Here is a 14,819-nt window from a genome sequence, read left to right on the forward strand (position 1 = left end):
CCCATACCTCACCCCATCACAGGTTGATTTGAAACACATAGAGCCCGTCAGCATCATCAGGCTGACGCACCCACCCCATTCTCGGTGCAACCCTTAGCCACCCCTTGCGGGATGAGTGGAAGCGCAGCCAGCGGGCACCTATCAGGCGCGCAAGGCGCTTTACCTCCGGCAGGTGCCGCTCTGGCGCCCCTCCATCCCCCCAGCCGACCCATACCAGCACTCCGGTAACGCCATTCTCAGCCAGCGGCTTGAGGACAAATCCGTCACCTCCGCGTACAAACAAAAACGCCACCCTGTTACGGATGGCGTCTTGCAGTTCTGCTGATAGCCTTGGGTTGCCTATATCGTTGGCAATTCGGTTTATTTCTCTAATCATGCCAATGCCATCAGCCATACTGCCCTAGATGTGTCATTGTATTCAGGTCCTGTATCACTAACATTTCCAGTCGTTGTTGTTGTAAAAGAAATTACAGCATCTGTATTAGCTGGAATAACCATAAATGGCTGCGCTGTCACTGATACATCCACACCACCACCTGTTGGAAGGTTAACGGTTGTTACTGATGTTTCTACTAATACCCCATTAAGGTAGGTATGCAGGTTAAGGCTAATGCTCCCAGAGCCAGACAACCGACGTCGATATACTATTCCACCCTGCACAAGAATTAGATTTCTTGACCTGCTGTATGCAGGAATATTGAAGCCAGCCTTATTGGTGAGCATTTTTGTTACATCGCCAACGATCCTGTCGGCATAAACAGTTCCTTTTACAATGCAATCCTGCTCAATCGTGCAATTACCTATGGTCATATTGCGAACATAGCCACCCTCTGCCCGCAGACGATTGGTATACACACTGCCGTCGGCATAAATCATGGTGTACCAACCCCAGCCCCAGGCGGCATATGGCCCACCTTTACCGAAGCCAGCCGATCCGCCAGACATAAAGGCGTTACCCATATCTATCTGTCCGCCAGTGATAAGCGGAGCACTGATGCTAACCCCTGCCTTGATATAGTCAGCGGTAATTTTCTCTGAGTGAATTATCTGTATTGTGGCGCTTCTAATCATGGCTTCTTGAATGACAGCCTTGCCTTGATCAATGGCAAATAGCGGTGCGGTGCTATTGTTTGGGTTATTTGGGTCATAAACAAACACTTGGCTTGCTGCTATAAAAACCTGACTGGTACCATCTGATTTAGCAACCAGACCAATGCCTGCGTTAATCTGGCTGGCGCTGGCCTTGACTGCCCACATGCTACCAACACCACTTTCTAGGCTGGCTGCAGTTTCTTTTACTCCTTCGTAATCCTGCTTTAGCCACTGATCAAAATGGCTAATCTTTATTTTTCCATCCAGTTCATTGATGATGTCCTGAATATCTTTACTGGTCTCAGCATGAAGGCCGATAGCGCTATGATATGGGCCAACCATGCCATTCTTGTTAACGAACCGAACCCAGTAGAAGGCAGAGAACCCCTTGCCAACAGCATCTGAGTAAACATTGGCAAGCGTTGTGCCAATTGATACAGCTTTTGATGGGTTATCAACCTCCGCTCGCAGGATCTCAGCATAGGAGTGCCCCTTGTATGCCGGGGTATCCCAGGTCAGCGTGATGGTGTGGAATGCGCCATCAGCTGTTACCCCAGTTGGCGCCACAGGCTGCTGTACCCCAGACCACTCCGGGTCGGTCGGCTTGTCAGGAGGAAGCTCCGGCACAATCTGGCCAGACCCATTACGCCGCAAGTTAACCATCCCAAGCGCAGCGGCTTCACGCAATGTCAGGGCTTTATCTAGCCGATCCCCTTTCTGCCCAGTCAGGATCTGCATGTTCTCAGTCAGGCCCTGCTGGGTGTTGCTAGCTCGAAATGATGCGCCACTCATAATGCAGACACCTCCGAGACGCTACCGCCCAGCATGATCCGCTCTACTGCAGCAGTTCCCGTTACCTCTACCTGCCAACGCCGGCCTCGTAGCGGAGGCAACCTGAACGCAGTTTCAGGAACAGACCCTGCTGCAAGCTCGAACACCTTCACGCCATCCAGCCACAGCGAAAAACCAACTGAGTTGAGCGATTCACCCATCAATCTTGCCACACCAAGGCGAACGCCAGGAGGCAAGACAAACTCTTTGGATCTCCAACGCATTGAGAGCGGAGAGATTCCGCCGCGCCACTGGTACAACTGGCTTCCCTTGGCCAGCATCAGTGCATCGAGCTGCATGTCTGGCACCGCGGCATCCCACCGCCCGCTCAACCAGCGCAGATCGCCAGATTTCGGGTCGAACACAAATCCATGAGTGTCGGTTAGGGCAACATATTTCCCCTCGCTGTACCAGGCTCGCAAGGTGTCTGGCTTCAACGTCTGCCACTGCTCCCGAGTGATGATCCCCTCAGTGACAAGGTGGCCACCATCTGCGCCGACACCAACCAAACCATCTGGGGATGCATAGAGCACCAGACCATCCAGCGCTACCATGGAACGAGCACTCACGCATGCCTGCTGCACAGATGACAGCTTTTGCCCTGTAATGGACGATGGGGACGCGCCCTGAAACAGGTATGGGTAACCCTTCGTCCCTACTATCAAAGCCGTGTCGATAGCAGCGACCGCCACAATATCGTGCTCAGTGGTCAGCTTGTACTTCTCCGGCCACGCATACGGCAGGTATGGCTCAGAGAACAGCACGGCATTGCCAACAAAGCCGGCACAGATGCCGTTAGCCATCTGGCAGATCCCGCGCATCTTCTCTGGCGGCATCGAATAGCCATAAGTTTCCAGCACCGGGCCAAGCTCCCCATCCTTTTTGCTGTCGCTATAGCTCACGGTGGCGATCGGCAAGTCTGCAACCAGCAGGTAGTCAGCAAGCCCGCCACCAGAAACAGAGCGGTACAGCCGGCGACGAGTGATATTGCTGTTGTTGGTTGGCGCTGGTGACAGACCCACAACGACAGTAGATCCCGGAATGGTAATGGTTATTTTGCCACTGGCCGGACCCGGAGCCCCCTCTTCTCCCAGACCTGTCACATAGGTCTCAACGTAGAAGCGCGTCTCATCGTCTGTAGGGTCGTCATCCTTACTGCCACTTGGAGGGGTTACAGATTGCATGTTTGGAGGGGTTTCTGGTGCTGGAACGCCAAGACGGTACCAGCTGGTAGGTTTGCTGCTTCCGGCTGTAGCTATGGCGTCATAGGTCAGCTTTGGGAACTCGCCGTCGGTGAAGTAGACCCTGTTGTACTGATCTTGCGCGATCGGAGACCGCATTACTTCAACCAGCTTGCTCCAAGCAAACCAGTGGTCGCCATAGTAGTGAAACAGCGTAACAGGATTGACAGGGAAGGAGATGCCAGCCTGCTTGTCTTGCATGAGCGGGGCCACAGAGCCGCGGTCAAATTGGCAGTCCTGAGCCAATGTTGCCGCCTCATCAGGCAGTAGGTGATCCTCCACGCGCGGCACCATACCTCGCATGGTTACGATGTCGATAAGCGGCATGATGATTTTCTCGAAAGGCAGAAATGAAAAAGCCCCACTCGGTAGAGCAGGGCCATTATTTGCACATCCTAACGATATGCTCGCATTCAGGCAAGAATATCATCTGAGGTTACTCAGACTACATCAGGCATGTCTAACCGAATATCAATCCATCTACCAACAGGTATATCCGCTGGCTCGCCTGCGTCACATTTTCCAGAGCTATAGTCGGGAGTTGACGTGAATATGTCTACAGACCCATCCGCGTTCTGGTTGTATCTCACATGCAGAAGCTTATTTCCATTTGCGTCATGCGGGGTTTCGATATACCAGCCTTCTTTGGCAAACCCATTTGAACCAGTAACTTTGTATACGCCAGTTTTGATTCGTTCAACGGTTACACCAACGGCTTCTGAGTTACATACACCATGACCACAGGGTTCGTCGCCGCTTGTTTGAATATCAACTGCTCCAACTCTTACAATTGGTGATGCGTTTTTTATAAACCCGTTCGCATCAACTGTTGTGTTTCTGTCGTCACGGAACTTTGCCTGCCGCCATATACCACCTTGCTCTGCGGCCAATGCATTGTGCAAGATATATCCTGCCCCAAGGTTGCCAAACATACAAACAGCGTAAATGGGTGCGCCAGAGTAGCGCATTGAAGTACCGACGCAATAACCGATCCCCATCTGCGTAGAGGTGTCACCACCCGCCCCATTCTGCTGAAATTGCTGACCAGCGACAAGAGTGCTAGGCACTAGTGCCCCAGTTACGACTTTATTAAGCGACTCAGATCCAAGCGGCAGGAGTTGCCCTGCGTCATTTCCAGTATTTCTTGTTGCTGAAGTGCCTAAGCCAAGTGTCGCTCTAGCAGTGGGTGCGTCCGCATCGTCTATAAGGGTTTTACCAAACGAACTAACTAAATTAGCGTTAAGTTTTGCGTCTAATGCGCCCTGCAACTCGGAAACCCCGGCAATAGAGTGTGCCCCGTTTTTCGCTTCGTGTTGCGTAACTAGGCTTTGGGCTACGCCAGCAACCTCCGCTCCGATTTTTGCAGGTGTAACTTGAACGGCACCCTTTTCGCCGTTAACGCTATAAACCTCATCTTTAGCGTCAACTTTGAAATAGTATCCAGTTTTGGCTGTCGTGTAGCGCAGAAGATCACCGACATCAAAAGCAACGCCTGATACTGATCCTGCTACAGCTACATACCAAATAGTTGAATACTTCTTGCCTGCTACTGTTATTGGTTGTGGGTATGCGCCAGTTGACAGGTCACACTCCCCACCGTCAAGAACTGCACCAACAACGGCTGATGCCGCATTTTCAGCCCGAGTCGCAGCATCTTGAGCCGAGGCGTCATGGATCGCAGCTGACGCAGCTTTCTGTGTGGCAGTATCCGCAGCCGCAACAGATATGCTCTTTGCGGACTGGGTCGCAGCCGCATCACCAGACACTTGCTGCGCCTTGGTTATAACCTCCGCATGCTTGGCAGATACCATATCGGCCTGACCAGAAACCTGCGCAGCCTTGGCTACCACATCACCATGCTTGGCAGACACATCTGTTGCCTGATTTGCTACCTGAGTAGCAAGGCTTCTGACATCTTTAGCGTCAGATACGATACTGTCCTTGGCAGAAACCGCTGTGCTAGCTGCCGAGACTGCCCCATCTTTTGCTGTTTTGGCGGAAGCAGAGTCTGTCTTGGCAGATTCTGCATTCTGACTGGTGATAACCCTGTCTGCCGCAGTCATGTCTGCTGCTGACTCGGCTCGCTGCGCTGCTGCTAATGCGCTATCAAGCATTGGTGGGGTGATATTGATACCACCATCAACCAGGATACTATGAAGGTCGCCATCTGCGCTGTTAGCGGAAACCTTGGCCGTGCCGAGGTAATCCATGTCTCCACAGCGATCATTCTGCGCATAGGCATCATACATTCCGGCAGCCAACTGGAAGCTATAAGCACCTTGCTGATCACACTTATGGTTGACGGTGGAACCAAGCAGCACCTCGCTGGTGCTGCTGATTGACCTTAGTTCAATGATGGCCCCGGGAACTGGTGAGCCTGACGGGTCGGTCATGGTGCCGAAAATGCGGATCATGGTTACCCCTGATTGGTTTGAAACTTGTCGTCACGTAAAGCGATTACTGCGCGCTCCATCTGCAACTTGATGCCAAGGTACTGGGCAAATGCCTGGAGGTGGAGCTGGCCGCGTGCTGAGTTGGCAGTGTCGTCAGAGTCGCGCAGGTAGGCACGGTAGATAATCCAGTCCATGCAGGGGGTGAGGAAGGTGTCATCCACCTGCAGAGCAACGCCAGACTCCACTTGTGCCACGTCAACCGGCGCAGGCAGGGAGCTGAGTACCAGATCCACTTTGACTTCGGCTGCAACCCCTGGGTACAGCCAGAAGGTGCGCGGGTTGGTTGGCTCGTGAAGGTATGCTTCTGCCGCCGCCGCACCGGTGCCTGTCATCCACTCAGGGTCAAGGTCGTCGAGTTCGCCGCGCTTATAGAACCTGATCTTGCGACCACCAGTATTGCGCTCTACCTCGATGAGCTTTACAGCACCTGCAGGCATGGCTTGGCGGGTTCCGGCCACGCAGGTGAACTCCTGTGTTTGGGCGAAAACATCAGGCCGGTAATTGGCGATCGCAGCGATAGCGCTGTTGTAGTAGCTGACCAGATCGGCAGCTGACCAGCTCACCCGGGTTTTGTCGGTTAGCTCGATAGAGATCCGCTCAAGAAGCGCCTTGACGGTAGTCATCTTGAGACCCCCTAGAAGAATTGATGGCGACGCACAGGGTTATGGATCTGGGCGTTAGGTGTTTGCTCAATTCGGAATCGGTGGGCATCACGCACCGCTTCATTGAAATGAGCCTTGTTCAGTTGCGCCAGTTCCGGGCTTGCCCACGGCTTTCCTGGTTGCAACTGCAGGATTGCTGCTGCGCCGTCAGCCATAGCCTCGGCGTAATCCTCTACCAGCGCGGCCGGGATCAGTGTTGCGCTTGGCAGCGGCTCAATGGCCCCGATGATGCAGACATTCTTCAATGCCACAAGAAACCGCACAGACTCCGCTGACTGGACGTGGTAGTCGGTGCCTGGCTGTAGAGGTGCGCCTTGCGATGTGATGCGGTGGATCACCGATCCTGTCACCTGCGGATCTCGCACATCCTGACGAGCCTGGCGATTGATGCTGCTCATCTTGGCAAAGCTCACCGTCTGCCCCTCGAGCACTTCGTCAAACTGGCGCTCAAGGTGGATCAGCGCACTACGCTTACAGAAGTCGATTGCAGCCCGAATGATGGCCTGCCGAATAATGCTGTCGAGCGGGCCAGAAACCCGCTGGCGAACCAGCGGGATCAGGGTGTCCGGACTAACCAGACGGCTATCCAGCACCGGCACCATTACTCACCACCTTGACCGGCAGCCAGCTTGGCTTTCATGGCATCACGAACGCGAATGCGGAATTCACCAACGTTCTCTTTCGCACCTTGCTTCTCGATGCCCAAATCCTCACCTTCAACGAGGGTCGCCAGCTGGGCAGAGGTGAGCTTGGCCAGATCGATATCACCAACCACCATGCTCTGCTCTTCGGCCAGGCGGGCCGCTTCGGCAGCAAGGCGCTCCTGCTCTTCCGCTTCCTTTCTTGCGATAGTCTCCTGTCGCTCCAGCGTGCCGGCCAGCGCTTCTTTGCTGACCCAGACGGTGGGGAACTCCAGCAGCTGCATGGCGATGTGGCTCTCCACATCAACTGGCGTGTGGCGTGGGAACACCAGGCGGGATCCGGTCACTGTGTCTTTCTTGCTCGGCTTGTCGCCGATATAAACCACGGCAATTTTGTCGCTCACGGCAATATCTCCAATCCAGAAATGAAAAAGCCCGGCACTTGGCCGGGCATGGCGTGACGGGCAGCCTTACAGGTTGCCGATCACCTCATAGTGCAGCTTGAGCTTGACCGTGCCGGTCGCCGCGCCACCGCCGACGGTGAGGGTGATCTCCTGCCCGACATCGGTCAGCAGGTCATCCACCGGGAAATACTTGGCCACTGCCGCCACCGTGCTCTCGGCGTTGATGATGGTGGTGGCGCCGATATTTACGGTCAGCGTGGTGCTGGCACCCAGCGCGCCGCTGATGAGGGTGGCGCCAACCACTTTCAGGTTGGGCTCCACCTTGTCACCGAACGCGACTACATCACCGGACGGCACGGCCGCCAGCTTGGCCACCAGGGTCGGGGAGATAGAGAGGTTGCCGAACGAACCAACAAACCAGCGGTAAGCTCGGGCGATCAGGGTAGTTTTGGCCATGACATGGCTCCTTATCTGGTCAGATATCAACAGGAGGGGGTATCAACCCCCTCGCTACGGTGGGTGGCTTAGCGGCCTACTGCGCTGACGGCGGTATCCAACACCATGCAGCCATGGTCCTGAATGTTGCCGTTGCGCTGCTTGAAGCGGATCTTCTGCAGGCCGGATACCCAGCTGATGGAGATCTCGGTGCTGTTGCCGTGGTCGGTTTTCTCTTCGTGCATGCCGAAGGAACCGCCCTGCTCGCCAGAGCCGAAGGCGTTAGCCAGCGCCTGACCGCCCAGCAGCACGGCGCGGTCGATGGTGGTGCCAGCAACCTTGTCCACTTCCACGCCGGTCGCGGAGTTTGCTGCGCACACCTTGACGGTGCTGCCCTGGTTGAAACGGATCGGCATGCCCTTGTATGGCTTGACCAGAATGCCGCGCCACATCGCACCTTCACCGCGGAAGATGGGATGGTTCCAGCCCTTGCTGCGCTCCATCGCGGATGCCAGCATTGCCTGCCAGTCCTTGCCGGAGCTGGAGGTATAGAAGTCGTGCCACTGGCGCGGGGTGACGTAGAGCACGTAAAGCGGTTCGCCACCAGACGGGTCGGAGACCATGCGGATCGGCTGGATGGGGTTGGCCATCTCCGACAGGAACAGCGACATGTTGTCAACGCAGCCGAGGTTGAAGCGGTCAGAGGCATCGATACCCTCGAAGCTGGTCGCATCGCCGCCGAAGAAGTGACGCTCGTAGGTTGGCGCGGTAAGCGTGTTGATCATGATGTCGGCAAACTCCGGATCATCAGCCAGCGGCAGAATGATGTCGGTAGCGGAATAATCGCCACGGGCGCCAGCCAACTGGGCAAAGCCGCGCTGATCAACCAGGCGACCATAGTAGCCATCACCCAGCAGCACTCGGGCAGTCTTGATCAGGTCATGCTTGGTACGGGACTGACTCATCTTGCCGCCGGCATCCACGCCGTGACGGGTCTGGTTAACCTTGAGCGAGAAGTCAGCGAAGGACAGGGACTCGAGACGACCATCCAGCTTCTTGTCACCCATGGTCGGGCGGCCAGAAAGCTGATGGAACAGCTGCATGTCAACGGAGTCGCCAGCCTGCTTGGCCAGATCGGTGATGCGAACTACCGGGGCGCCAGCGCTGGTCTGCTTGCCGCCGTTGACCTTGGCGCCCTTGGGTGCCTCTTCGGTCAGCATGTTCACAAACGAGTTGGAACGGTTTGCCGCAGTAAACAGGGCGGCCTGCAAAATCTTGTTGGCTTGCGCCGAGGTGACTTGGGTCATGATCCTCTCCTACATGAAAACAAAAACCCCGACACAGTGGTCGGGGTTGGTTGATATACACAGGGTTGTTGGTTAGAACCCGGACTGCTCCAGCAGGGCGTCAATCTGGGCATCGGTCATGGCGCCAAACTCCCCGACCAGCTCGGTCTGGGACATGGAACCATAACGCTCAACACCAGTTGCCGGAGCCTGATGGGTTTGGCCGAGTGCTGACGGGCTGGACGGGATAAAGTCAGCCGGCTTCTCTGCCGCCTTGCTGGGTGCCTTAGCGGGAGGCGCTTCAACCTCATCACCAAAGGCCAGCTTGGTACGGCGAGCTACCTCTGCGAATCGCTCTGCCAGCGGCTTGTTGTTCCACGCGGGGTCGGCCTGCAACTTGTCATCGATAGTGAGGGCCATATCGAAGCGGTCTTGGTCGCCATCACGCCATGCGGCAAGGTCAGGTACCGCCTGCAGTGCGGCCTGTACCGGGTTGGCGACTGGCTGAACCTGTTGCGGCGCGGATTGTGGCTCCAGCTTTTGGAGCTTGCGGGCAATGGCCGCGATGGACTTTCCGAGATCAGGGTAGTCCTGCGCCAGTTGCTCCAGCTCTTCCTGGCTGATGTCGTCCGGGTCAACCGATGGGTCGATCCCATTCTTCTCCAACAGCGCCTGCAACTTATCCCGCTCAGCCTGGGCCTGCTGCGCCTGAGCCAGCTTCTCACGCAGTTGCTTGGTCTCGTTGCGCGCCTGCTCCAGCACTTCATACGGGATGGTGTGTTGACCGTTCTTGGCCATAACGACCTTTTCAGGTGTGCTGGCCTGTTCCTCAACCTGAGCGGCTGCGGCTTGTTCGCTACCGGCTGCCACTTCGCCCGCCGACGGCGCGGGTTGTACGTCCGTTTGCTTGGTGTCAGTGCCATTGTCCAGTTCGGCATCGGGCTCGCGCTCGATATCGGCCAGCATGGCTTCCAGTTCGTCCAGGCTTTCAGTTCCGGTCAGGTTATCGATGGTTTTGCTCATGGTCGTCCTCGTGGGTTTTCAGTGGGTGGTATCGCTGCCCAAGCGGGGGAACGCTCTCGTAAAAGCGCTCCCCGGCTGGGGCTGGGCATAAAAAAGCCCGCACAAGGCGGGCAATTGCTGCTGCTATCGTCTATCGCTATGGATTCGTTACTGCGGCAATGCGCTCATTCAGCACGGCCAGATATTCACGCATTGCAACAAGCTGGCGCTTCATGCGGTTCTGCTCCTGATGATGGAGCTGCTTGAATGTTTCGCTCGGAATAAAGGCTTCCAGCTTGCCGGTGCGCTCGGCCAGTTGCTCTTGCTCCTGGCACATGCGCTCAATGTGACTGGGCTTGGGGATTCCACCATCAACACCGCGTACTTTGCTCGTGCGGATTACTCCTGTTATCAGGCAATCATCGCTCACCATTAGCATAGGTCCATCAAGGTGGCACTTGAGCCGCCAACCTTCCAGCTTCCACAGCTCTTGGCGGGCCTTGGTTTCTGCATCCTTGATTGCATACTTGGCGCCAAGCTCTGCATTGAAGTTGGCCGGGTCGGCGCAGGCTGTCATGCCGATGGCAAGGGTAAAGCCGTTGGCAGCAATGGCGGTGGCCGTCGTGGTTGTGGTGCCTGGTACAACCAGCACCTCATAGCGAACTCCCTGCATCAGCGCCTCGATCTGGTCAGGTGTCACGCGCGGCGCGGTCAACCCAAGCGCCTGAATATCGCGCTCCATCTCGGCATCAATCTGCTGGCGGTCAGTCATGGCCTGCTCCAAATAAAAAACCCGGCGCTATGGCCGGGTCTGGAAATGAAAAGGCCCAATCTCGAGAGACTGGGCCATGATGGAGAAATCCTAACGCTGGGCGATTAGGAAAGCAACCATCAGAGTGCGATCGCGTCAATCTGCTGCTGAATGGTGTCCAGAAGCTGGGCTCGCAGTGCTGCTTGCTCGGTCTGCATCGCCTGCTGCTGGGCTGCCAGCTGCTCCATCTCCTGCAGCGTCTTACCGGTCTGGGCCTGCTTGAGGGCGTCATCGAGGCGGATAGAGTCTGTCATCCTGGTGATGCGATGGGCCTCTGCCTGCAACTTGGCGGCCTTGCCTTCAAGCTCTGCCAGCTTGGCCTGCATCTCCTGTATGGCCATCTGCTGCTGCATCTGGGCAAGCTGGGCCTGCTGCTCTGCGGCGGCGCGCTCCTCATCGCTCATCTCGTCAGGGTCTTTCTGGATGTTCAGGGCGTTGCGAATCCGCTCAACAAACTCCGCCTTGCGAGGCACGTCCATCAACTCTACCAGCAGATCAAAGCATGCCGCTGCAGCCTGCGGCGGCAACTGGGACATAGCTTGCGTCATCCGCTCGGCCAGCTGCTGCTTGTAGGCGGCAGTCTGCTGGATTGGCGCCAGGGCAATATGGGCTCGCAACCGGGTCACATCGTTGGTCAGCTTGCCGTCTTCCTGCTCCACATTGATCACCACAGCCTTGCGGCGGCGCGGGTCGTCACGGTTGACGGTCACCTTGTAGTTGCGCTTGCTGGCCATATCCTCCAGCAGATAGGCCAGAGCCAGCTGCCCTACCTGCTGGCACCCCATCCGGTAGTTGTCGTTGATCTCCGACAGGGTTGTCGCCCCCTGCTCCACCAGATTACTGATGGCAACGCCAGATTGGCCAGTCGATCCCTGCCCCAAGAAGGCGGCATAAACCCCCATCGTATCCTGAATGAGCTTCACCGAGTCCTGCATCACCTGGAACTGCTGGGCGGCCACGTTGAAATCCTGCTCCACCTTGAAGGCGTCGCTCACGCTGGTCTTGTTGACTCGGTCTTGATTGAGCTCGATATAGCCATCCGGGCGCTCTACCTGCTCCAGCACCTGATCCCGGCTCATGTTGGTGGCGTCCTTGTCCATGATGACGCGCTTGGCCTGTAGCAAGAAGGTAAGTTTGATACGGCGCAGGTTAACCTCATCCTGTGCCGGAATCGCCCTGGCAATCAAGCCATATGGCTCTCCGGTGCGGTCCTTGCGGTAGCCCCAGAACGGCACAAGCGGGTACATGTTGTGCGGAGCAGAACAAGGGCGATCGACAAGGTGATGAGGGCCAACAAACCACGACTCACGGATCACGGCCACAGGGCGGCGATCCAGTCTTGCTCTGCCAATGGAGATGGCGGCGATATGCAGCTGATTGGTCTTGTCGAACTCCAGCGCCCGCCCGGAGTCGAGCAGAAGAACCTCGCGCAGGTCGTAGGTGCGGTAGTAAACCACCTGCAGCAGGACACGATCCCGCTCACGGCTGCACCATTCGACCTCCTTGCCACTGAAATGGCTCCATTCGTCGTAAGCGCTGACCAGATTGGGATCCATCCCTTCGATTGAGGTCAGGCTAACCATCCCGTTCCAATCGTTAACCCCCCACTCCAGAGCCTCAGCCTTGCTCGGGAACATGGTCTTTGCCTCATCCAGATCGACCCAGCGCCGGCGCATCAGCCAGCGGCAGTCGCTCAGGTCTGACTCACGGCTATGCCAATCCCAATACACCTCGTCACGGTGTACGCTGCTGAACTTGTAGCGCGGGCCGAACGGGTCATCACGGCGGCACACCTCCACCCAGCCAACGCCAGTTTTAATCTGGCCGCCATATGCGTCGCCACGAGCGCGATCAAGACCGCCCAGTCGGCACATGTCTGAATACTCGGCATTCACGGCTTCGGCCAACTGCTCGAGCTCGTCATCGTGGTCATCAGCGACAACCATCAGATCGGTACGGCTCTTGGCCTCCATGCCCAGCACGCCGTCGATAGTAGGGGCGATCAGGTTGTGGACGGTGATTGGCTGACCGCGTTCCTTGAGCGCCTTAACCACCTCGGGCGGCAGCTGATCGTTGTCGTAGTAGGCGCAGGCACGATTGGCGAGGCTTCGCCAGTCAGGCTGGCCATTGATATCGCTCATCAGCTTGAGCAGTTGCTGGGTGTCGAGGCCGCCTTTCTTTGGGGCCTTTGGTTGGGCGTTGATCATCAGTTGGCCATCCAGTGCTTGGGTTTACGGGAGGATTCGTGTTTGACGACGCGGGCTGGCATGCGGGCGCGCATCTCTTGGGCAATCATGTAGCTCATCAGCTGGTCGTCGTAGCAGCCGTCTTGGGCGTTCATGCTGCCGCTCTTGTCGTAGACATAGGTGGTTGCTTCGTGAATGGTGCCTATCCAGCGGATCCCGGACTGCCCGGCTCGCAGCAGGGCCTTGAGGCCATCCACCACGATCGGCTTGGATTGGCGGGTGGTCAGCCAGCCGAGGCGCAGGGTCTCATCGTCCCGATCCCGGTCGATATACTCCTGGGTGTAGATGCGTCGGGTAGGATAGAGCTCGCGCAGCTTGAGCAATACGGCGTGGCCGTGGTTGTTACGCTCTGGGCCGATATAGGCAGGGCCATGCTCTGCGGTGCCGTATAACTTACCTACGTGGGCCAGCAGTTGGGCAAAGAGACCGGGATCCAGATGACCGAACCAGTGGGCCACCTGACGCCCGTCACTCTTGGCGATCACGTCAAAGCTGGAGCGGTCGCCGTGCTCGAGACCTTCCGCCACGTCGGCGCCAATGGCGTAATCCTCATCGGGATCTGGCAACTCCCACACCAGCAGCATGTTTTCGAGGGAGCGCTGGCCCCGCTCGTCCAGTTTGTCCGGCTTGCTGGCCTTCTCGCGCCGGCCGGTTACCGGGTCCATGTCGTAGACGATGAGAGGCGGCATGCAGTCGCCCTCTGCATCCATGGTGGCGACGGGGTCGAATACCCTACGGCCAGAGGTCAGGAACGCTTCCAGCGGCGTGCTGGGGAACTCCTGCTTCATCTCTGCGCCCAAGGTGGACTCTTTCATCACGTACCACTGACGCTGCTCGTCGATGATGGTGCAGTTCATCGCCTTCTCAACAGCGGAGAAGTATTCAAGCTTGGCCTTGCTGGCCACCACACCTGACGCCGGAACGTCGGCGCGATACTTGGGATCCTGCCACCAGGCGAAGAAATGGAACTTCCAATCCAGCTTGCTGAGCTCGCCGGATGCCCTGGCCAGCTCCAGTGACTTCATGCTCATGGCGTGAAAGTCGCCGCCAACACCTTCGGCAGTGGACTCAATGAATGCCACGGCGCCCGGGTGGATGGCTTGCAGGGTACCGGTCCGCACCTCCTTGGCCTTCTCAGGGTACTTGGCGCAGATCTTCCCGTGTTCAGAGACATGCAGGCGCTGGACGGTACCGGAGCGGAAAGAGGTGGCCACCTGAATGCTGGAGCCATGCCGGAACAGGATGTGACCGCCGTTGGCCCCGCCGCGTCTGGTCACCACCTTGAACTGGGCCTTGAGCCAGCCGGGCAAGTTATCGAACGGAACTTCAATCTTGGTGCGGTATATCTCGCCGGCAGCCGTCAGATCCTGGGCGATGATCCCGCACTTGAGGTTCTTGTTGAACAGCGCCTCATCCAGCAGGTAGATATCGATGGCCGTGGAGAACCCGAGCTGACGGGCCTTGAGGATGATGTTCAGCCACCACATGGTCTTGAACAGCAGCTCTTGCGCCGGGCGCAGCCGGAAGCGCACCAGCTGGCCCTGCTCGTTCTCGATCATGTAGAGGTTGTTCATCCGCCACCACTTATCGCTTAGCTTTGCGCGGATGTAGGCCATCTGCTCCTGCTCAGTCATGGCGGAGATGTCGAGTTCGGTCATTGATTGGCCTCAGGCAATAAAAAACCCGCCGAAGCGGGTTGGTGTTGTCGATGCTGT

General features: G+C 57.0%; 13 protein-coding genes. All 13 read right to left on the minus strand.

The genetic code is table 11. The annotated features are described in order from the left end of the window. Positions 1 to 16: 16 nt before the first annotated feature. The gene (locus WE862_RS18350) at positions 17 to 283 is read right to left on the minus strand and encodes a hypothetical protein (RefSeq protein ID WP_225628362.1); all 267 of its coding nucleotides are present in this window, start codon (positions 281 to 283) and stop codon (positions 17 to 19) included. A gap of 89 nt (positions 284 to 372) precedes the next feature. After that, the gene (locus tag WE862_RS18355; RefSeq protein ID WP_042031415.1) at positions 373 to 1,884 is read right to left on the minus strand and encodes a phage tail tip fiber protein; all 1,512 of its coding nucleotides are present in this window, start codon (positions 1,882 to 1,884) and stop codon (positions 373 to 375) included. Next, positions 1,881 to 3,491, minus strand: coding sequence for a hypothetical protein (locus WE862_RS18360; RefSeq protein ID WP_042031416.1), 1,611 nt, complete (start codon positions 3,489 to 3,491; stop codon positions 1,881 to 1,883). Before WE862_RS18360 ends, WE862_RS18355 begins: the two co-directional genes overlap by 4 nt. A 113-nt stretch (positions 3,492 to 3,604) precedes the next feature. Continuing rightward, the gene (locus tag WE862_RS18365) at positions 3,605 to 5,578 is read right to left on the minus strand and encodes a prophage tail fiber N-terminal domain-containing protein (protein WP_052448113.1); all 1,974 of its coding nucleotides are present in this window, start codon (positions 5,576 to 5,578) and stop codon (positions 3,605 to 3,607) included. Between the two features lie 2 nt (positions 5,579 to 5,580). Next, on the minus strand, positions 5,581 to 6,240 hold the full coding sequence (locus WE862_RS18370) for a DUF6682 family protein (protein WP_042031418.1): 660 nt from the start codon (positions 6,238 to 6,240) through the stop codon (positions 5,581 to 5,583). Between the two features lie 11 nt (positions 6,241 to 6,251). Further along, positions 6,252 to 6,881, minus strand: a complete 630-nt coding sequence (locus tag WE862_RS18375; protein WP_042031419.1) for a hypothetical protein — start codon at positions 6,879 to 6,881, stop codon at positions 6,252 to 6,254. Further along, on the minus strand, positions 6,881 to 7,324 hold the full coding sequence (locus WE862_RS18380; protein WP_042031420.1) for a hypothetical protein: 444 nt from the start codon (positions 7,322 to 7,324) through the stop codon (positions 6,881 to 6,883). The genes WE862_RS18375 and WE862_RS18380 overlap by 1 nt, the downstream gene beginning before the upstream one ends. A 66-nt stretch (positions 7,325 to 7,390) precedes the next feature. Continuing rightward, the gene (locus tag WE862_RS18385) at positions 7,391 to 7,780 is read right to left on the minus strand and encodes a hypothetical protein (protein WP_042031421.1); all 390 of its coding nucleotides are present in this window, start codon (positions 7,778 to 7,780) and stop codon (positions 7,391 to 7,393) included. Positions 7,781 to 7,848: 68 nt separating this feature from the next. Continuing rightward, positions 7,849 to 9,066, minus strand: a complete 1,218-nt coding sequence (locus tag WE862_RS18390) for a DUF4043 family protein (RefSeq protein WP_042031422.1) — start codon at positions 9,064 to 9,066, stop codon at positions 7,849 to 7,851. Between the two features lie 72 nt (positions 9,067 to 9,138). Next, complete coding sequence (locus WE862_RS18395) at positions 9,139 to 10,068, minus strand: hypothetical protein (protein WP_042031425.1); 930 nt, start codon at positions 10,066 to 10,068, stop codon at positions 9,139 to 9,141. A 136-nt stretch (positions 10,069 to 10,204) separates the two neighbouring features. After that, positions 10,205 to 10,819, minus strand: coding sequence for a Gp49 family protein (locus WE862_RS18400; RefSeq protein ID WP_052448114.1), 615 nt, complete (start codon positions 10,817 to 10,819; stop codon positions 10,205 to 10,207). Between the two features lie 119 nt (positions 10,820 to 10,938). After that, the gene (locus WE862_RS18405; protein WP_042031427.1) at positions 10,939 to 13,065 is read right to left on the minus strand and encodes a hypothetical protein; all 2,127 of its coding nucleotides are present in this window, start codon (positions 13,063 to 13,065) and stop codon (positions 10,939 to 10,941) included. Further along, complete coding sequence (locus WE862_RS18410; RefSeq protein ID WP_042031428.1) at positions 13,065 to 14,762, minus strand: terminase; 1,698 nt, start codon at positions 14,760 to 14,762, stop codon at positions 13,065 to 13,067. The genes WE862_RS18405 and WE862_RS18410 overlap by 1 nt, the downstream gene beginning before the upstream one ends. Between the last annotated feature and the right edge of the window lie 57 nt (positions 14,763 to 14,819).

The organism is Aeromonas jandaei, assembly GCF_037890695.1.
GTDB classification, from domain to species: domain Bacteria; phylum Pseudomonadota; class Gammaproteobacteria; order Enterobacterales; family Aeromonadaceae; genus Aeromonas; species Aeromonas jandaei.